Source organism: Nostoc sp., assembly GCF_036917935.1.
Taxonomy (GTDB): Bacteria; Cyanobacteriota; Cyanobacteriia; order Cyanobacteriales; family Nostocaceae; genus Nostoc.
Genome location: NZ_JBALEL010000012.1, coordinates 94814 through 112606 on the forward strand (window position 1 = coordinate 94814; position 17793 = coordinate 112606).

A 17793-nucleotide genomic window follows, 5' to 3' on the forward strand; every position below is an offset into this window, starting at 1 on the left:
TGCTACGTTCCTCAACCCAACCCACGATTCTCCTTTACTTTCTTGCTAACACACCCGACGATCGCTTTATAATTGCGATGTCTAGGACGGGCTACGCCTACGCAGCGATGAAACAAATCTATGAGTACTTATCCCAATTCTCTTGATGGAGAGACGGTTTCGCTAGTTTGAGAAGATGGTTTATTGAAGAAACTCCAGATTCTTTGAATAGCTATTATTAGAAAACCAATCACAATCAGTCCTGCTACCACTGGTAAAGCTAGCGCCAGCACAGACAGTCCGATTGCGATGACCAACTCAATGGTTGACACAAGTGGATTGGTTAATCCACCTGAAACGCCTGTAGAACTTATCCGCAATGTATTCATTAATCCCTTTGTTAATCCTGCGGTTCCACCACCTGCAATTAAAGCTAACGTCCATTGCACCAGTGGATTCATCTCTGGAGCAACAGATGCTGTTACGATTGTCCCAGCGATAAATGCCGCAGGTGTGGCAACAATATCCAGCAGATGATCTAACCAAGGAATGTAATAACCGGTAATTTCCAGCAAACAAGCGACTGCAAAGACAATTACAGCTTGAGGTGTTTCCAGCCAATCAAAGTCAGTCGGCAAATCTAAATGTCCAAAAACTGAAGCCACACTCAATGCCAGCAGGGGTACAAATACTCGAAAGCCAGCCGCCGCGCTCAAACTAATCCCCAGTAATAATTCAATAAATGTATTTAGATTAAACAAAGAATTTAAATCCATAGTAAGACTCAAGTTATACTCCTGGTGTTTTTTCCATCTTTGAGCTGAACGGAGTGACAACTCTAAGTTGTGATCCTAAGATAAGAAACTTGGCGAAAGTATTTCATCTGACTATGTGTAGAATTCAGTGAAACCCCACCTATGTCAATACTGTGTAGGTTTTGCCTAAAAAATAACTCCAATGTAGCTTGCGTTGAAAAACGAAACCCAACCTACAAGTCTAAGAGGTTGTTGAAAAGTCCTTAGTGATGTATCAAATACTCTTAGATCCCCCTAAATCCCCCGATAAATTGGGGGACTTTGATTCCGGTTCCCCCCTTTTTAAGGGGGGTTAGGGGGGATCAAAGTGCCTAAAATCACAGCCGACCACTTTTCAAACAACCTCTAAGCTTTGTTTGTGAGCCAGCGACCTCTAGAGTGAGATCATGTCCGCATAATTTATTAGTTATGCTAACCACAGTCATTACACCCACCCCCAATCCCTCCTCGCTCTTCGGATCAAAATACTGTTACTTTCATGATTTTTCCGGGAATCCTGTAGTTGTATACCCACCACATTTGTCAGTCCATCAGCTTAGGTAGGCAAGTTTTATGCAACTCATCACCTCCTTAGATATTAGAAATTCTGAATATTTATCAAAAAATCGCCTGATCAGTTACCATCACCAGCTGCGTCTAATTTTTTCGCTGGGTAATCAGGTAAAAAACGTTCTGGAAATCGGCATTTTTAATTCTCTGTTAACAGACCTCCTGAAGAATAATGGATACAACGTTTGTACCGCTGATGTTGACCCCAACCTCAAGCCAGAAATGATTTTGGATTTGACCACAGATTTTTCATTACCACAAGATAAATTTGATGCGATCGTCTTGTTTCAAGTCCTGGAACACCTCCCCTACGAACAGTCAGAAGAGGCATTGAGAAAACTTGGCATTGCAACCAAGAAATTTTTGGTGATTTCGATTCCCTATTGCACCCAATACCTCGCATTTCAGGTCAAAACCTCTTTTTCTGGTAGACCAAGGCATTTATTACTCAATATGCCAAAATTCTGGAGTACAACGCCAGTCTGTGACGAACACTACTGGGAAATGGGTTTAAAAGGATATCCGAAAACACGGATTTTAAACTCTGTTGCCAAAGCTGGGTTAACTGTCAAACAAGAATTTATCGATCCCAGTTATCCGTACCACTATTTTTTGGTGTTAGAGAAGAATTTTAGTAATACTTAGACCGCAGTCTGTAGGGAGTCGGGAAGATGAGGGAGTAGGGAAATCCGAATCAGAAAATGGGGGCAAACAATGCTCAAAAAATGAGCGTAGGCGCAGCCCGTCGTAGACATCGCTTAAGTTATGCTTTTAAAATCCTAATTGGTATCATACCCTTCTGTGTTCTCCGGGTTTATCCTGGAAAACAGATGGCTAGGTTGTATTACCTACTATCATCATTTCAGATACTAACATCGAAAATTACCAATTATGCTAGAACAAGGCACTATCAGTATTCATACTGAGAATATTTTCCCGATCATCAAGAAGTCGCTTTACTCAGATCACCAAATCTTCTTGCGGGAACTGGTATCTAACGCTGTAGATGCCATCCAAAAGCTAAAAATGGTATCCCGCGCCGGAGATTACGCTGGAGATATCGGCGAACCAGAAATTGAAATTGCCATTGACAAAGATAAGAAAACCCTATCCATCTCTGATAACGGCATCGGGATGACGGTAGATGAAGTTAAGAAATATATCAATCAGGTTGCCTTCTCTAGTGCTGAAGAATTTATTCATAAGTATGAAGGCAAATCAGATCAACCGATAATCGGTCACTTCGGTCTTGGTTTCTACTCTTCCTTCATGGTGGCGCAAAAGGTAGAAATTGATACCCTGTCCTATCAAGAAGGAGCGCAGGCGGTTCACTGGACTTGCGATGGTTCCCCAGCTTTCACTCTCGAAGACTCGCCTCGGACAACTCGCGGCACTACTATTACTCTCAGCTTGCAAGGAGAAGAAGAGGAATTCCTCGAATCTGCACGAATTAAGAATCTTGTCAAGACCTACTGCGACTTCTTGCCAGTCCCAATTAAACTCGATGGTGAAGTATCAAATAAGCAAAAAGCACCGTGGCGAGAGTCTCCGAGTAATCTTACTCAAGAAGATTATTTAGAGTTTTACCGCTACTTGTATCCGTTTCAGGAAGAACCTCTGTTATGGGTACATCTAAATACAGACTATCCCTTTATCATCAACGGGATTTTGTATTTCCCGAAAATGAGGCCGGATGTAGATGTTACCAAAGGGCAGATCAAGCTATTTTGCAATCAAGTTTTTGTTAGCGACAACTGCGAAGAAATTATCCCGCAATTTCTGATGCCGATGCGGGGTGTGATTGATAGTACCGATATTCCTCTGAACGTATCGCGTAGTGCCTTGCAAGGCGATCGCACCGTGCGGAGAATTGGTGACTACATTGCCAAAAAAGTAGGCGATCGCCTCAAAGAACTTTTCCGCGACAACCGTGAACAATACATTAGCGCCTGGAAAGACCTCGGCACTTTTGTAAAATTCGGCGTTCTCAACGACGAAAAATTCAAAAAACAAATCGAAGATATCATCGTCTTCCGCACCACCGCCAAGCTGACAGAAAAAGTTGCTGTTGAAACTCCAGTGGTTGAGGTACAGTCTTCAGAAGGTGATGCTTGGCAAGATGTCACTCCTTCACCCAGTTCTGATAACTCAACACCCAGCGCACCTTATACCACCTTAAAAGAGTACCTCGAACGGAACAAAGAACGTAACGAAAACCGGGTTTTCTACAGCACCGATGGAGCAACCCAAGCTACATACATAGAACTGCACAAAAATCAAGGCTTGGAAGTCCTGTTTATGGACTCCTTCATTGACACCCACTTTATCAACTTTCTAGAGCGGGAATATCAGGATGTTAAGTTTACGCGGGTAGACTCAGATTTAGATAATACCCTGCTAGAACAAGACAAAGCTACGGAAATTGTTGATCCCAAGACGAACAAAACTCGGAGTGAGACGATTAAAGAGTTATTTGAGAAATCCCTCAACAAACCCAAACTCAACATTCGTACCGAAGCTTTGAAATCAGACGATCCTCAAGGAACACCACCTGCGATCGTGCTTTTACCAGAGATTCTCCGCCGCCTCCGGGACATGAACGCGATGATGCAGCAGCAAACAGCAGATTTCCCCGAAGACCACATTTTGCTGGTGAATACTGCTCACCCGTTGATTCAAAATCTGGCAAATCTTAACCAAGGTAGTATTATTCAAGGTGACGGTGAATCGCCTACAGATCAGTTAGTCAACTTGATTTGCCAACACGTTTACGATTTAGCGCTGATGTCTCAGAAAGGATTTGACGCTGAGGGAATGAAATCCTTCGTCGAGCGATCGAATGAGGTACTCACCAAGCTGACGGAACAAGCAAGTAAATAGTGCTGAGTGCTGTTAGCGGATAGCTAAGGTTTAGCCCGTGCTGAGTGGGAAGTTAGGGGTTATTTCTCACCCAATCCCCCTGCTTCCTCATCTCCCTACTCCCCAATCCCCACTTCTGTTGCCTAAGACCTAAAATGGAAAGGCTGTATTAAAATAACAATCTGGAGATACTTGCTATGTCGCGTCGCTGTGAACTAACTGGTAGGAAAGCAAATAACGCCTTTGCTGTTTCCCACTCCCACCGCCGTACTAAACGCCTTCAACATGCTAATCTGCAAAACAAACGTGTTTGGTGGGAAAGCGGAAATCGCTGGGTGAGATTAAAGCTGTCTACCAAAGCAATTAAAACCCTACAAATTAATGGGTTAGAAGCAATGGCAAAAGAAGCTGGCATTAACCTGAATCATTACTAAATAATGTGGATTTCATAACCCGAAACTTTCGTAGGGTGGAATACAGGTAATTTGTAGGGTAGTACAGCTAGCTGTGCTACCCTACTGCTTTCTATCCTTCATTTAAATTTGGCTTTTAACCCATTGGCGAAATTCTTTAACTAATTCCAAATAATCTTTTTCCCCCACCTGCTCTAAAAAATCAACGATTTCTGTTAGAGGCAAATTAGGAAATGCTAAACTTTGGTCAACAGCTATATATTTATCATCTTGTAAAATATTTATACTAAAAATAGTGCCATCATAACGCCAAATCTCTGGTACACCCATATCAGCATAGACTTCAAAGCGATTTTTGGAACTGCTAGTAATATCAATTTCCACTACCAAATCTGGCGGCGGATCTTGCGTTAAATCTATTCTTTTCTTGCCTCTGATTACATTAATATTTTCAATGTAAAAGCATTTATCTGGTTCTACTCCACTAAGTTCTGGACGTTTGAAAGTAGTAGAACCAAGGCAGTCAATTCTCACTTCTAGTTCTTCTGCTAGAGTTTCGACAAATCGACCCACAATTTCTTTGTATCTTTCATGTTCAGGTGAAGGAACCATGATTTCTAGAGTACCTCGATTGTAAGTAAGCCGGAGGCGGCGACTAGCACTAAGTTCAGTTAGCAAATTTTCATAGTTTTGCCAACTGATACCCGATAGGTGGATGATTTCTGTGGGTTGGATCAGTGTGTTGCTAGTCATAGCTATCTGAGGTATTTGAAAGGTTTTTGGGTGCTAATAAATAATAATTAATTTTGTAATTTTGAATTACATTTAGCTCATTAATTTAAATCAATTTTACTTCTAACCCAGCTGCGAAAATCACTCACCAACTCTAAATAATCTTTTTGTTGTACCTGTAGTAAAAAATCAGCGATTTCTGTTAGAGGCAAATTAGGAAATGCTAAACTTTGGTCAACAGCTATATATTTTTCATCTCGTAAGATATTTATACTAAAAATAGTGCCATCATAACGCCAAATCTCTGGTACACCCATATCAGCATAGGCCTGAAAACGACTTTTAGAACTGCTATTAATATCAATTTCCACTACCAAATCTGGTGGCGGATCTTGTTGCAAATCAATTCTTTTTTTGCCCTTAATGAACTTGACATTTCTAATGTAAAAGCATTCATCTGGCTCTGCACCACTTAGTTCTGGACGCTTGAAAGTAGTAGAACCAAGGGGTTGGATATTGACTTCTAATTCTTCCGCTATAGTTTCAACAAATCGACCTAATACTTTTTTGTATCGTTCATGTTCAGGTGAAGGAACCATGATTTCTAAAGTACCTCGATTGTAAGTAAGCCGGAGGCGGCGACTAGCACTAAGTTCAGTTAGCAAGTTTTCATAGGTTTGCCAACTGATACCCGATAAATGGATGATTTCTGTGGGTTGAAGCAGTGTGTTGCTAGTCATAGCGATATGTGATGCAGGTTCTCGCTGTACAATAGCCGTTCTTGCTCTCATTGTACTTTAAGCTCAATCTTCTATAAAGGTAGGTATCTGGTTGCTACAGTCGGGGTGAAAAATACTAAGCTGGTAAATAGCACGTTTAAACTTTAGCGGAAATTCCGAATCGCATTCATCGGCGGTTTAGAATTTCCATTGGCGAACTACCTGTAATTACATTATGTTTGATGCATTATCTGACCGTTTAGAATCCGCCTGGAAAAAACTGCGGGGACAGGACAAAATTTCTCAATCCAACATTCAAGATGCATTGCGCGAAGTGCGCCGCGCCTTGTTGGAGGCAGATGTCAATCTCCAGGTAGTCAAAGATTTTATTAGCGAAGTCGAAGCCAAGGCACAGGGAGCCGAGGTGATTACCGGCGTGCGACCTGACCAACAGTTCATCAAAATTGTTCACGATGAACTGGTGCAGGTGATGGGAGAAGAGAATGTTCCCATAGCAGAAGCCGACGAACAGCCTACTATTATTCTCATGGCTGGGTTGCAAGGTACTGGTAAAACCACAGCTACTGCTAAGTTAGCCCTACATCTCCGTAAATTAGATCGTAGCTGTTTGTTGGTGGCGACAGACGTATATCGCCCAGCCGCGATCGACCAGTTGGTGACGTTGGGTAAGCAAATTGATGTACCAGTCTTTGAACTAGGAAGCGATGCCGATCCCGTAGAAATTGCCCGACAAGGTGTAGAACGCGGTAGGGCAGAAGGTGTAAACACAGTAATTATTGATACTGCTGGACGCCTGCAAATTGACGAAGAGATGATGGCGGAATTAGCCCGGATCAAAGCAACTGTCCAACCCCACGAAACTCTGTTGGTAGTGGACGCGATGACTGGTCAAGAGGCAGCAAATCTCACCCGCACCTTCCATGAGCAGATCGGAATTACTGGGGCGATTCTCACCAAGATGGATGGTGATAGCCGTGGTGGTGCAGCGCTCTCAGTGCGAAAGATTTCGGGAGCGCCGATTAAATTTGTGGGCGTGGGTGAGAAAGTCGAGGCACTGCAACCGTTTTATCCCGATCGCATGGCATCGAGGATTCTCGGTATGGGCGATGTGCTAACCTTGGTAGAAAAAGCCCAGGAAGAGTTTGATTTAGCCGATGCGGAGAAAATGCAGGAGAAAATTTTGTCAGCGAAGTTTGACTTTACTGACTTTCTCAAGCAGCTGCGGATGCTGAAGAACATGGGTTCTTTGGGAGGCTTGATCAAGATGATTCCAGGGATGAACAAACTCTCAGACGATCAGCTTAAGCAGGGAGAAACCCAGCTGAAACGCTGTGAGGCGATGATTAACTCCATGACTCGCCAAGAACGCCACGACCCCGATTTATTAGCCAGTTCTCCCAGTCGGCGGCGGCGGATTGCTTCTGGCTCCGGCTATAGAGAGTCAGATGTCACGAAACTGGTGGGTGATTTCCAAAAAATGCGATCGCTCATGCAGCAAATGGGTCAAGGTGGCTTCCCTGGAATGCCGGGAATGTTCGGCGGTGGCGGTATGGGTAACGCTTTCGCAGGTGCTGGTAATCGTCCCGCATCTCCCGGATGGCGAGGTTATGATGGTGCCCCAGCCACGAAAAAGAAAAAAACCAAAGATAAAAAGAAAAAAGGCTTTGGCAATCTTTAGTTATTGGGCATTGGGCATTGGGCATTGGTAATTTGCAAATGACTAATGACTAATGACTAATGACTAATAGCACCAAATGCTAGACGAGTGCTAAAATTAGCATTTCGGCATACTTACCAATTAGGAGAATGATTCTTCAACCATGATCAAACTGCGCTTGAAGCGATTCGGTAAAAAGCGGGAAGCAAGTTACCGCATTGTCGCCATTAACAACCTTGCTCGCCGCGATGGCCGTCCCCTAGAAGAGTTGGGATTTTATAACCCCAGAACCGATGAAGTGCGATTAGACGTTCCCGGCATCGTCAGGCGACTACAACAAGGCGCTCAACCCACTGACACCGTTCGTCGCATTCTAGTAAAAGCTAATGTTTTTGAGCAGGTCAGTGCAACAGCCGCATCATAATTTCGGAACAAAACTCCCAACAGCTAGCCCCAACTATGTTGAGCTGGTTCGGTTTTTAGTGCAGCCGTTTTTGGAATCTCCAGAGACATTAAGCGTCGATTGTGAAATTTCTCAGGCCCTCAACCGGGTTTGGGTTCGCATCGCCTTTGAAAGTACAGATAAAGGGAAAGTGTTTGGTCGAGGGGGACGCAATATCCAGGCGATTCGTACAGTAATTGCCGCAGCCGCAGCCGCAGCTGGGCAATCAACATACCTGGATATCTACGGCAGCACCACTCCGGGCCGCGAGGGTATGTCTTTTGATGAAGACACAGAAGAGCGATCGCCACCGCCGACTAAGAGAGAACCGCGTGCAAATGATGGGCCTAAACCCATTGTTAAACCGCGCCTCCGCTAGGTTGAAACTAGAGAGCAAGTCTGAGCGGTTGTTTTTACCTCCGCTCAGAATTTTTGTAAAAATGGAAAGTAGCAAAAAGATTTTTGGCTCTTTTTTTGGACTCTTCACTAGTCGGGGCGTACACCTGTAATTGGTGTTAACTTAACATGAAAGCCTAGTCTGATAAGATAAGCATTTGAAAATTTTTCAATGTACCACCTAGATTTTCGATCCCCCCTAACCCCCCTAAAAAAGGGGGGGACTAGAATTTTTTGCCCCCAATTTATCGGGGGTTGGGGGATCTAAAACGATAGTAAATTGAGTGTTTGCGCTGAAGTTGACACCAATGTACACCTGTACGCCCTACAGCCGATTAATTTGTTGCAAAGATTTTTCTAAAATGTAAGTAATAAAAGCCTAATTTCGCCGTTAGCGAGAAAACTTAACCTTTGTCAAAAATAGATCCTCACCAATTAAGAAATACTATGGCAGGTGCCTTAACAATTCAGCTGCCGAATATTGCCAGTGCGATCGCTCTAGCCGGAGATGGAGAAGAAAATCTCAAAATCCTATCTCGGCAAACAGGAGCCATTTTAGTGCTACGCGGACAGGAATTAGTGATTTCTGGTACCGAAGGGCAAATTGATCTGGCTTCTCGATTAGTGCGATCGCTTGAAGACCTCTGGATTAAAGGCAATACTATCTCCAGTGCCGATATTTTAACAGCCCGTCAAGCCATAGATAGCGATCGCCAAGCGGAACTGCAAGATTTACAGCGAGATGTCCTCGCCAAAAGTCGCCGGGGTGAGGAAGTCCGTGCCAAAACCTTCCGCCAGCGTCAATATATCGACGCACTCCGTAGACGCGATCTCACCTTCGGCGTTGGCCCTGCTGGTACTGGTAAGACTTATCTCGCTGTTGTTGTCGCCGTGCAAGCACTCCTTGCTAACCAAGTTGAAAAGCTAATTTTAACTCGCCCTGCCGTCGAAGCTGGTGAAAAACTCGGTTTTTTGCCTGGAGACTTACAGCAGAAAGTTAATCCCTATCTTCGCCCACTTTACGATGCTATTTATGAATTCATCGACCCAGAAAAAGTACCCAGTTTAATGGAACGCGGTGTGATTGAAGTCGCACCACTCGCCTATATGCGGGGACGCACCCTCAATAACGCTTTTATAATTGTTGATGAAGCTCAAAATACTACACCCGCTCAGATGAAAATGGTTTTGACTCGTCTGGGTTTCCGTTCGCGGATGGTGATTACAGGCGACATGACACAAACTGATTTACCACTTCACCAACAATCGGGTTTAGGAGTGGCTTTACAAATTTTAAAACACGTTGAAGGCATTGCCTTTTGCGAATTTTCCCAAAAAGATGTCGTGCGCCATCCTCTAGTTCAGCGTATTGTCGCCGCTTATGAACAATATGAAAAATAGGGATTGGGAATAGGGCATGGGGCATTGGGTATTACTTAGGACTCATCGTTTAACCAACAGCAAATAACAAATGATCAAGGACAAATGACAAATGACCACAACATTGAAAGTATTTTTAGCAGCTTGTGAGACTTTGGGAACTTTGCGTTTAATTGTTACTAGCAGCGCTGCTGTATTAGAAGCACGAGGCAAAATAGAAAAGTTATTTTATGCAGAATTGCCTAAAGGGAAGTATGCCAATATGCATACTGAAGGCTTTGAGTTTCACTTGAATATGGACAAAATAACTCAGGTTAAATTTGAAACCGGTGAAGCGAAGAGGGGTAATTTTACAACCTATGCTATTCGGTTTTTAGATGATAAACAAGAGTCTGCTTTAAGCCTATTTTTGCAATGGGGTAAACCGGGAGAATATGAACCCGGTCAAGTAGAAGCTTGGCAAACTCTACGGGATAATTATGGGGATATTTGGCAACCTTTACCAGCAGAGATTTAATACAGCTAAACTGATAAGGGTGGAGGAAATCGGATATCTGCACTGAACTGTTCGAGATTAACGCTGCAATGAATCGGTAAAATATATTCTAAATTTTCGTGGGGGCGGGGAATAATGTGATCGGAAAGTACCTCGCCACCGTCAACTCGCAGTACCGCTTTTAGTCCTGCTGTCACGGCCACATTCACCTCGCCTATAACCCCCCGAATTAACACGGTAATTCGTCCTAAATCAGTATTTTCATAACCAACAAGGGTTACACGGGCAGCTAGCTTTACACATACTATCTCCCACTTCCACTGCTGTAGGAACGCCATAAACTTCAATCATGCCTAGTGCTAATGTCATGCTGTCACGATAAATTTGGGATTATAGGGTTAAGTACCTTACTACAAAGTTTTAATTTTTTACACAATTTTACTTAATTTTTAACCGATAAATAATAAACATTAAATCCAAAACTGCTAATGCTTGTAATGAAGAGAATTTGGAGTTTTTGCTTGCTGGTTTTTTTCCTATTGTGGGGTGGCGAAGCTTTTGCAGGAGAATTGTCTGAACGGTTAGCAAATTTTCCCCAATGGGAAAAATTAACTTCAGTGCAACCGGCTTCGGGTGATTTAGTTTACCCTGAATGGATGGCTGGTTATTGGGAAGTTACAAGTACTTTGGTAGATTTAGCAGCACCTTTGACACCAGAGATCGTAACACCAGGGTTTGAAGGTAATCGCCGACAATTAAATCAGCCTGTGAATTTTGTAGTAAGATTTGTGAAAGAGCAACCATCTATTGCTGGGTTAAAAATATTTCCTCAGATAGGTTATAAATCCCCCATTTTAGTAGCAGATAGAGCGTTTAATAGCTTGAATTTGGCAAGGGCTTATTTAGGGGATGAAGCAGTGTTATTAGTCAAAGTAGATCCAGATTCACCTAATCGTCAGATTACGTTCTTGCGTAGCAGTCGCCAACTAGTTTCTATTGTGACTGCACGCGCCACAGAAACTACTTCTGATGGCAAGTTCATCACCACAGAGGTGTTTCAACAACTATTTAAAGGCGGTTCACGCCCTTATTTAAACTCTGTAGAATCTACCACCGCTTATCATAAACTTCCTACATCTAATCCAGTAATTGAGGCAGATCAAGTTACTGCTGTCTATCTTTCACCCCAAGATCCAGATTACTTTAAAGCTGGTTCTCGACCAGTTGCTCTCTACCGCTATCGCCTCGAACTTTTCCCTCCAGAACTACCAACTACTCCCAAAGAGTGATTTGTCATCTAGCTCTTGACTACTTTGTAATACATTCGTAGTATATAAATTCCAAGTTTACGATCGCGCTCTTGGACGGTGTGCATCATGGCCAAATTTCAAGATATTGTCAATTACTTTCGCTCTGACTGGAAGCTAAGTGTTTTTAGTATTACAGCATCCGGCATTTACGAGATTATTGATTTGGTTGTCCCTTATGCGATCGGACAGATATTAAACGTTTTGTCTGCTCAACCTTTGGATAAACCACTTCAAGGTGCGATCGCAACTTTTTCTGACATCACCAATTATCCAGTTACTAAAACTCTATCTTTGACTGTATTACTGGGTTTAATATTCGTTGTCACTGTAGTGAAAGCGCCAACACAACCTTGGTTAACCCATTGGTTTCATTGGGATATATCTTTAAGGTTGCGTCGGCAGAAATCCCAAACAGCGATAGAAAAAATTCTCACTCTCCCACTAGAATTTTATGATGAAAATAACCCTGGACGCATTGCTGGAAGAATAGCTAGAGGTATTTCTAACCATACTTTTACTTACCCAGAAATTGCTGGGCAGTTGATTCCTAAACTAGTTCGTGTGCTGGGAATTTTCTTGTTTATCTTGGTGATTGAGTGGCGAATTGCAATTTTGTATCTGATTTCTTTTGTAGTTATTCTGAGCTTTAGCTTGAGGGATTTAAAGCGGCTGATTTGGCAGGAAACTATTCTGGATAAATATGGAGAGGATACTGAAAGTCGCAATTCTGAACTGATCACCAACATCAAAACGGTGAAAGCATTTGCGACAGAAGCTAAAGAATTGAAGCGGCAAAAGCAACGTTTGGATCGTGAACTAATGGTAGTTGAGTATCGTGTCCACAAAGGTTATACCAAACTGGCTACTTGGCAAAGGACTGTAATCCAGTTTTGCGTCTTTACTATCCTGGGTTTGACTCTAGCAGCAACAGTAGATGGAAGAATTTCTCTCGGTCACTTTGTCATGACCTTAACTCTTTCTAGCATGGCTTATGCCGAATTACAACCTATTAGCAATTTGGGAGAAATTTTTGCCCGTCGTTATTCTTCGATGCTACGGTTTCACGAATTTCTCCAAGAGCCAACTGCACCTGATTCAGCTAGTCTTTTAGAAGAGAGGAATCAGACAGAATCACCTTATAAATTCACTGGAAAAGTCGAGTTGTCGCACGTCAGTTTTGGATATGATGCTAACCGTCAAGTTTTGCAAGATATCAACTTGTTGATTGAGCCATACCAAACGGTGGCATTAGTGGGGCGTTCCGGTTCTGGTAAGTCTACTTTAGTGAAATTGCTGTTGCGATATTTTGAACCTCAAGAAGGTCAAATTCTGATTGATGGTCAAGATATTCGCACTTTGAATGTAGGTAAGTATAGACGAAGGCTAGCGATCGTTCACCAAGAAGTAGACGTTTTTAACGGTACCATATTGGATAACCTGACTTATGGTAGAACGAATGCCAGTTTGGAGCAGGTTCAGGAAGCGTGTAGGATTGCCAGAGTCGATGAAGTCGTGCAGCACTTACCTCAAGGTTATTACACCGTCGTCGGAGAACGAGGTGTGAGGTTATCTGGAGGACAAAGACAGCGCTTGGGAATTGCTAGGGCGTTGTTAGTGGAACCAGACGTGCTGATTTTTGATGAAGCCACCTCTAGTTTAGATTATGAGTCTGAGCGTTCAATTCAGCTAGCGATGCGATCGATTCAGGGCACTTGCACCACCATTGTTATTGCCCACCGTTTAAGCACAGTGCGGGAAGCTGATAAAATTGTCGTTCTGGAGCAAGGAAAAATTGTAGAAGTGGGTAGCCACGATGAACTCTTGCGTCACGAGGGCATTTACCGCCGCTTGCACTCCCTGCAAGAAACAGGAGAACTCCTGAGTTAGGGGACGTACACATTTTGGATTTTAGATTTTAAATTTTGGATTGATTCCATGAATGAATCCGCTTGATTAAATCGACTTTATTCACAAAGGTCGATTTTTTTAATAGACATCTCCAGAAATTAAATATGTGTTATCTAGAACCCTTTCGCGCCTATTCCACGGCACAACTAATATTATCAAGTGAGGAATTTGCTGCTATTCAACAATAAAAGCGTCAGCCGAAATCGAAGCGGCAGCGCATTGAAATTCGTTTTACGCGCTTGGGTGAAGCGTGATAAGTAAAGTAAATAATCCATTTCCCACTACTGGAATACTAATTAAGTAATCGAAGTCTTGCAATAAAAAAATTAAGATTTACTCTTATCGGCTTCTTTCTGCGCTGCCTCACTATATTTCTTATATAGTTGAGTACGAATCTTAGCTTCTTGATAACGGCTGTGCTTTTGTGGCACCGTACTCATTAAATCTGAAGCCCGTTGCCACTTAGCAGCGATCTCTAACCACTGTGTTGAGGTTGTAGCTGTTTTCCCAGATGCAGAAGCGAGGTTGGCAATTCGCACAGATATTGGAAATGGATCATCAGATGGCTCAGAAAAACTATTGTTAGGAGCAGGGGATGGTGTTTGGGCTTGCCTATCGTTAGTATTTTCTGTAGTTAAAGATTTGGAAGTTTCTAGTTGTATTAGGTTTTTCAGTTTATTACCTAGCTGGGCATAAACAACCCAACTAAGCAACAACAGTGAGCAGAAACCAGCCGCTGCTAATATGTTTGCTTTCGGTTTATTTTTGTATTTTTCTTTGTTAATGAGTACTAAAGGACGAGAGACTGAAGTTTTAGGAAAATTTGGTTTTCCTAGTTCAGCTTGAGCTTCTGTGAAATCTTTAATTAATTGCTTTACAATATTAGGCTGAATTAACGTAATTTCCTGTGACCAAAGCAATTGATTTTCGCGATCGCTATCTATTTCTTTTAGCCACAGTAATTGTTGTTCTCGAACAATCCGACTGTTGATCTTGACGCGGCGAATGTAACGCGGGGCGATGGACTCAAGAATTTGCTGGATTTGTTCTACGAGGGGAGATTGCTCAAGTTGCTCTACTCTAGCCGCCTCGCACAGGAGTTGTAAGACACCATCAGAAAAAATGGCTCTAGTTCTGACACCAGACTTGGCTAGCTTTTCGTTCAATAGCTGAATAATCGCTGCAACGCTTCCTTGGTGAGCTTGCCAAGCGATATCGTTTATCCGGTCTACCACCTGAAATTTAGTGATAGCTCTTCCACCCTGACTGATTAACGTACTCATTAATTTAGGGACTCTTTTCTACTGACCTTGATCTTGTCTTCGATTTTACGAGTAAAAAGATGAGTTGCCAAATAATATCATAAATATAGAGCATAGAGCCTTTCTTTTTGGTTTGGTAAGGACGCTCGCTCACGCTCAGTTAATTTGACGCTCCCACACCTTGAAAGCAGTGAATTATTGGGCTGAAACTGCGCTTTCAGGGTAATGCCCATGCTGACGGACAAGTTACCTGTTTGACATAGTACACGATCATGTCTTTTAGCGATCGCCTTTAGTCAGTTTGAGGTAAGTGAATGCACTCTGCTGCCGATACCAACTCTTCTGGAATCAGCAACTTTTCTCCAGTGTCTTCTCGATAAAAACCAATCAGTTGCCCCTCTATTTGCAAGCGCAGCTGCAAAGGTTCACATCGACTATCTGTAATTGGCTCATACACTTCACCTCGCAGTCGATAGCCTTGTAATTGCTGCTTAATCCACTCTCCCTTGGGATCAAATAACCAGTATTCCAGTACCCCTAATTGCCCAATGCCCAGTTCCCAATCCCCTACAGTATTGTTCAAATACCAAACAAAATAGCTGTATCAGGATACTTTTGTGAGTAATTATCGTTTTTTTTGCCTTTTTTCGATAATGGCAATACTAATTAGCACAGCGATCGTTACATTAGAAGATATATAACTAAAAATCATTGTTGATTTTTATTCGTCCGCAGTTCAAACAAAACTATGAGTGCAAGTACCATTATTTCCCATAATCCCTTACTCCAAAGCACTGGTTTACCTCCCTTTGCAGAGATTAAACCAGAACGTGTAGTACCAGCCTTCAATCAGTTGCTGGCAGAACTTGACCAGCAGCTTGCCACCTTAGAAGCTAATGTACAGCCTACTTGGAGTGGTTTAGTAGAACCCTTAGAAAAGCTGACAGAACGGCTTACCTGGAGTTGGGGGGTGGTAAATCATTTAATGGGCGTTAAAAATAGCCCAGAACTGCGCGAAGCTCATGAAATCGTACAGCCACTAGTCGTACAGTTTATCAACAAGCTCGGTCAAAGCCAACCTATCTACAATGCTTTTAAAGCACTCCGTAGCAGTAATCGTTGGGCAACTTTAGAATTAGCCCAACAGCGGATTGTAGAAGCAGCGATTCGAGATGCAGAACTTTCTGGTGTTGGCTTACAAGGAGAAGCAAGAGAGCGTTTCAACACCATTCAGATGGAGTTGGCAGAACTTTCAACCAAATTCTCTAACCATGTACTTGATGCCACGAAAACCTTTAGCTTAACCCTGACAACAAAAACGGAAATTGACGGTTTACCACCAAGTTTGGTTAGTTTAGCCGCCCAAGCTGCACGAGCCGCCAAAGAAGAGAACGCCACACCAGAAAATGGCCCCTGGCGCATTACTTTAGACTTCCCCAGCTACGGCCCTTTCATCCAGCACAGCACCCGTCGAGATTTGCGTGAAAAGCTCTACAAAGCTCATATCACTCGCGCTTCTAGTGGTGATTTAGATAACAACCCGTTAATTGTGCGTATTTTGGAGTTACGGCAAGAACTCGCAGATATACTTGGCTTTAAGAGTTTTGCCGAGTTAAGCCTTGCAAGTAAAATGGCTCCTAATGTTGAGGCAGTGGAAGCACTATTAGAAGAACTACGCCTGGCCAGTTATGACGCTGCTGTCAAAGACTTAAAAGAACTCCAAGCTTTTGCTGCATCATCCGGAGAAGGACATCAGGATTTAAAACACTGGGACATCAGCTTTTGGGCAGAACGCCAACGAGAAGCAAAATTTGCCTTTACCGCTGAAGAATTGCGTCCCTACTTTCCCCTTCCCCAAGTGCTAGATGGCTTGTTTGGACTTGTGAAGCGGCTGTTTGGTGTTACTGTAACTCCAGCCGATGGTCAAGCCCCAGTATGGCATGAGGATGTCCGTTATTTCCAAATAGCTGATGAAACTGGTTCTCCCATAGCCTACTTCTATTTAGACCCCTATAGCCGTCCAGCAGAAAAACGCGGTGGTGCTTGGATGGATGTATGCATCAATCGTGCCAAAACTGAAGATGGTGCATCTGGCATTCGGTTGCCTGTAACTTATTTGATATGTAACCAAACTCCCCCAGTAGATGGCAAGCCGAGTTTGATGACTTTCTATGAAGTAGAGACTTTGTTCCACGAGTTTGGTCATGGATTGCACCACATGCTCACCAAGGTTGACTATAGTGGAGCCGCAGGTATCAACAATGTCGAGTGGGATGCAGTGGAACTACCCAGTCAGTTTATGGAAAACTGGTGTTATGAGCGACTCACTTTCTTTGGTATGGCTAAACATTACGAAACTGGAGAAGCTTTACCGGAGCATTATTATCAAAAGTTGCTAGCGGCGCGTAATTATATGAGTGGTACTGCCATGTTGCGGCAAATTCACTTTAGCAGTATTGATTTAGAACTACACTACCGCTATCGTTCCGGTAGCGATGAAACTCCGGCAGATGTGCGTTATCGCATAGCTAAGACTACTACTGTTTTACCACCACTTCCAGAAGATTCAATGTTATGTGCTTTTGGACATATTTTTGAGGGTGGTTATGCAGCAGGTTACTACAGCTATAAGTGGGCTGAAGTACTTAGCGCTGATGCTTTTGCCGCTTTTGAAGAAGCGGGGCTAGAAAATGAAGAAGCTATAAAAGCTACAGGTCGGCGTTATCGGGATACGGTGCTAGCACTCGGTGGTGGCAAGCATCCAATGGAGGTGTTTAAAACTTTCCGGGGTCGTGAACCAAGTACGATCGCTTTGCTTAGGCACAATGGTTTAGTGAGTGCTGCTGCACACTAAA

Annotated in this window: 15 protein-coding genes and 2 pseudogenes; 11 read left to right on the plus strand and 6 right to left on the minus strand. The window is 43.0% G+C overall.

Annotation, left to right across the window (positions count from 1 at the left end; translation table 11 throughout):
* Positions 1 to 128: 128 nt before the first annotated feature.
* A complete protein-coding gene (locus V7K62_RS05840; RefSeq protein ID WP_334862601.1) occupies positions 129 to 755 on the minus strand; it encodes a DUF4126 domain-containing protein in 627 nt (208 codons plus the stop codon).
* A 591-nt stretch (positions 756 to 1346) separates the two neighbouring features.
* Here V7K62_RS05840 and V7K62_RS05845 point away from each other — a divergent pair.
* The 3 genes from V7K62_RS05845 to rpmB all read left to right on the plus strand — a co-directional run bounded on the left by V7K62_RS05845 (position 1347) and on the right by rpmB (position 4636).
* Positions 1347 to 1988, plus strand: a complete 642-nt coding sequence (locus V7K62_RS05845; protein ID WP_334862603.1) for a class I SAM-dependent methyltransferase — start codon at positions 1347 to 1349, stop codon at positions 1986 to 1988.
* Positions 1989 to 2234: 246 nt separating this feature from the next.
* Positions 2235 to 4223, plus strand: a complete 1989-nt coding sequence (htpG, locus tag V7K62_RS05850) for a molecular chaperone HtpG (protein WP_334862605.1) — start codon at positions 2235 to 2237, stop codon at positions 4221 to 4223.
* 176 nt (positions 4224 to 4399) lie between these two features.
* Positions 4400 to 4636: a 50S ribosomal protein L28 gene (rpmB, locus tag V7K62_RS05855; protein WP_334862607.1), complete on the plus strand. Its 237-nt coding sequence runs from the start codon at positions 4400 to 4402 to the stop codon at positions 4634 to 4636.
* Positions 4637 to 4738: 102 nt separating this feature from the next.
* Here the strand turns inward: rpmB and V7K62_RS05860 are convergent, their stop codons facing one another.
* Both V7K62_RS05860 and V7K62_RS05865 read right to left on the minus strand, forming a co-directional pair.
* On the minus strand, positions 4739 to 5368 hold the full coding sequence (locus V7K62_RS05860; protein WP_334862609.1) for a Uma2 family endonuclease: 630 nt from the start codon (positions 5366 to 5368) through the stop codon (positions 4739 to 4741).
* A gap of 80 nt (positions 5369 to 5448) precedes the next feature.
* Positions 5449 to 6138 carry a Uma2 family endonuclease gene (locus V7K62_RS05865; RefSeq protein WP_334862611.1) on the minus strand — a complete coding sequence of 230 codons (690 nt, stop codon included), beginning with the start codon at positions 6136 to 6138 and terminating at the stop codon, positions 5449 to 5451.
* Between the two features lie 163 nt (positions 6139 to 6301).
* Between V7K62_RS05865 and ffh the strand changes: the two genes are divergently transcribed.
* The 5 genes from ffh to V7K62_RS05890 all read left to right on the plus strand — a co-directional run bounded on the left by ffh (position 6302) and on the right by V7K62_RS05890 (position 10479).
* Positions 6302 to 7765, plus strand: coding sequence for a signal recognition particle protein (ffh, locus tag V7K62_RS05870; protein WP_334862613.1), 1464 nt, complete (start codon positions 6302 to 6304; stop codon positions 7763 to 7765).
* Positions 7766 to 7907: 142 nt separating this feature from the next.
* Positions 7908 to 8168 (plus strand): 30S ribosomal protein S16, encoded by a 261-nt coding sequence (rpsP, locus tag V7K62_RS05875; RefSeq protein ID WP_334802322.1) that lies wholly within the window; start codon positions 7908 to 7910, stop codon positions 8166 to 8168.
* Positions 8131 to 8565 (plus strand): KH domain-containing protein, encoded by a 435-nt coding sequence (locus V7K62_RS05880; protein WP_104906786.1) that lies wholly within the window; start codon positions 8131 to 8133, stop codon positions 8563 to 8565. The genes rpsP and V7K62_RS05880 overlap by 38 nt, the downstream gene beginning before the upstream one ends.
* A gap of 464 nt (positions 8566 to 9029) precedes the next feature.
* Positions 9030 to 9983, plus strand: coding sequence for a PhoH family protein (locus tag V7K62_RS05885; RefSeq protein WP_334862616.1), 954 nt, complete (start codon positions 9030 to 9032; stop codon positions 9981 to 9983).
* A 91-nt stretch (positions 9984 to 10074) separates the two neighbouring features.
* Positions 10075 to 10479 (plus strand): ChuX/HutX family heme-like substrate-binding protein, encoded by a 405-nt coding sequence (locus V7K62_RS05890; RefSeq protein WP_334862618.1) that lies wholly within the window; start codon positions 10075 to 10077, stop codon positions 10477 to 10479.
* A 5-nt stretch (positions 10480 to 10484) separates the two neighbouring features.
* On the opposite strand, the pseudogene V7K62_RS05895 reads toward V7K62_RS05890, so the two are convergent.
* Positions 10485 to 10827: pseudogene (locus V7K62_RS05895) on the minus strand (carbon dioxide-concentrating mechanism protein CcmK).
* Between the two features lie 119 nt (positions 10828 to 10946).
* Between V7K62_RS05895 and V7K62_RS05900 the strand changes: the two are divergent.
* Complete coding sequence (locus V7K62_RS05900; RefSeq protein WP_334862620.1) at positions 10947 to 11747, plus strand: DUF6816 family protein; 801 nt, start codon at positions 10947 to 10949, stop codon at positions 11745 to 11747.
* An 87-nt stretch (positions 11748 to 11834) separates the two neighbouring features.
* The gene (locus V7K62_RS05905) at positions 11835 to 13655 is read left to right on the plus strand and encodes an ABC transporter ATP-binding protein (RefSeq protein WP_334862622.1); all 1821 of its coding nucleotides are present in this window, start codon (positions 11835 to 11837) and stop codon (positions 13653 to 13655) included.
* 347 nt (positions 13656 to 14002) lie between these two features.
* On the opposite strand, the gene V7K62_RS05910 is transcribed toward V7K62_RS05905, so the two are convergent.
* Positions 14003 to 14959, minus strand: coding sequence for a hypothetical protein (locus V7K62_RS05910; protein ID WP_334862624.1), 957 nt, complete (start codon positions 14957 to 14959; stop codon positions 14003 to 14005).
* Positions 14960 to 15263: 304 nt separating this feature from the next.
* Positions 15264 to 15482 (minus strand): annotated as a pseudogene (locus V7K62_RS05915) (Uma2 family endonuclease); the annotation flags it as partial.
* 204 nt (positions 15483 to 15686) lie between these two features.
* Between V7K62_RS05915 and V7K62_RS05920 the strand changes: the two are divergent.
* Positions 15687 to 17792, plus strand: coding sequence for a M3 family metallopeptidase (locus V7K62_RS05920; RefSeq protein WP_334862626.1), 2106 nt, complete (start codon positions 15687 to 15689; stop codon positions 17790 to 17792).
* The last annotated feature ends 1 nt before the right edge of the window (position 17793 follow it).

Bases quoted from the DNA above. Each gene is read 5' to 3' on its own strand.
- V7K62_RS05860 (WP_334862609.1), bottom strand. From the start codon at position 5,368: ATGACTAGCAACACACTGATCCAACCCACAGAAATCATCCACCTATCG.
- V7K62_RS05900 (WP_334862620.1), top strand. From the start codon at position 10,947: ATGCTTGTAATGAAGAGAATTTGGAGTTTTTGCTTGCTGGTTTTTTTC.
- V7K62_RS05865 (WP_334862611.1), bottom strand. From the start codon at position 6,138: ATGAGAGCAAGAACGGCTATTGTACAGCGAGAACCTGCATCACATATC.
- V7K62_RS05845 (WP_334862603.1), top strand. From the start codon at position 1,347: ATGCAACTCATCACCTCCTTAGATATTAGAAATTCTGAATATTTATCA.
- V7K62_RS05885 (WP_334862616.1), top strand. From the start codon at position 9,030: ATGGCAGGTGCCTTAACAATTCAGCTGCCGAATATTGCCAGTGCGATC.
- V7K62_RS05910 (WP_334862624.1), bottom strand. From the start codon at position 14,959: ATGAGTACGTTAATCAGTCAGGGTGGAAGAGCTATCACTAAATTTCAG.
- rpsP (WP_334802322.1), top strand. From the start codon at position 7,908: ATGATCAAACTGCGCTTGAAGCGATTCGGTAAAAAGCGGGAAGCAAGT.
- V7K62_RS05840 (WP_334862601.1), bottom strand. From the start codon at position 755: ATGGATTTAAATTCTTTGTTTAATCTAAATACATTTATTGAATTATTA.
- rpmB (WP_334862607.1), top strand. From the start codon at position 4,400: ATGTCGCGTCGCTGTGAACTAACTGGTAGGAAAGCAAATAACGCCTTT.
- htpG (WP_334862605.1), top strand. From the start codon at position 2,235: ATGCTAGAACAAGGCACTATCAGTATTCATACTGAGAATATTTTCCCG.
- V7K62_RS05920 (WP_334862626.1), top strand. From the start codon at position 15,687: ATGAGTGCAAGTACCATTATTTCCCATAATCCCTTACTCCAAAGCACT.
- V7K62_RS05905 (WP_334862622.1), top strand. From the start codon at position 11,835: ATGGCCAAATTTCAAGATATTGTCAATTACTTTCGCTCTGACTGGAAG.
- V7K62_RS05890 (WP_334862618.1), top strand. From the start codon at position 10,075: ATGACCACAACATTGAAAGTATTTTTAGCAGCTTGTGAGACTTTGGGA.
- V7K62_RS05880 (WP_104906786.1), top strand. From the start codon at position 8,131: ATGTTTTTGAGCAGGTCAGTGCAACAGCCGCATCATAATTTCGGAACA.
- ffh (WP_334862613.1), top strand. From the start codon at position 6,302: ATGTTTGATGCATTATCTGACCGTTTAGAATCCGCCTGGAAAAAACTG.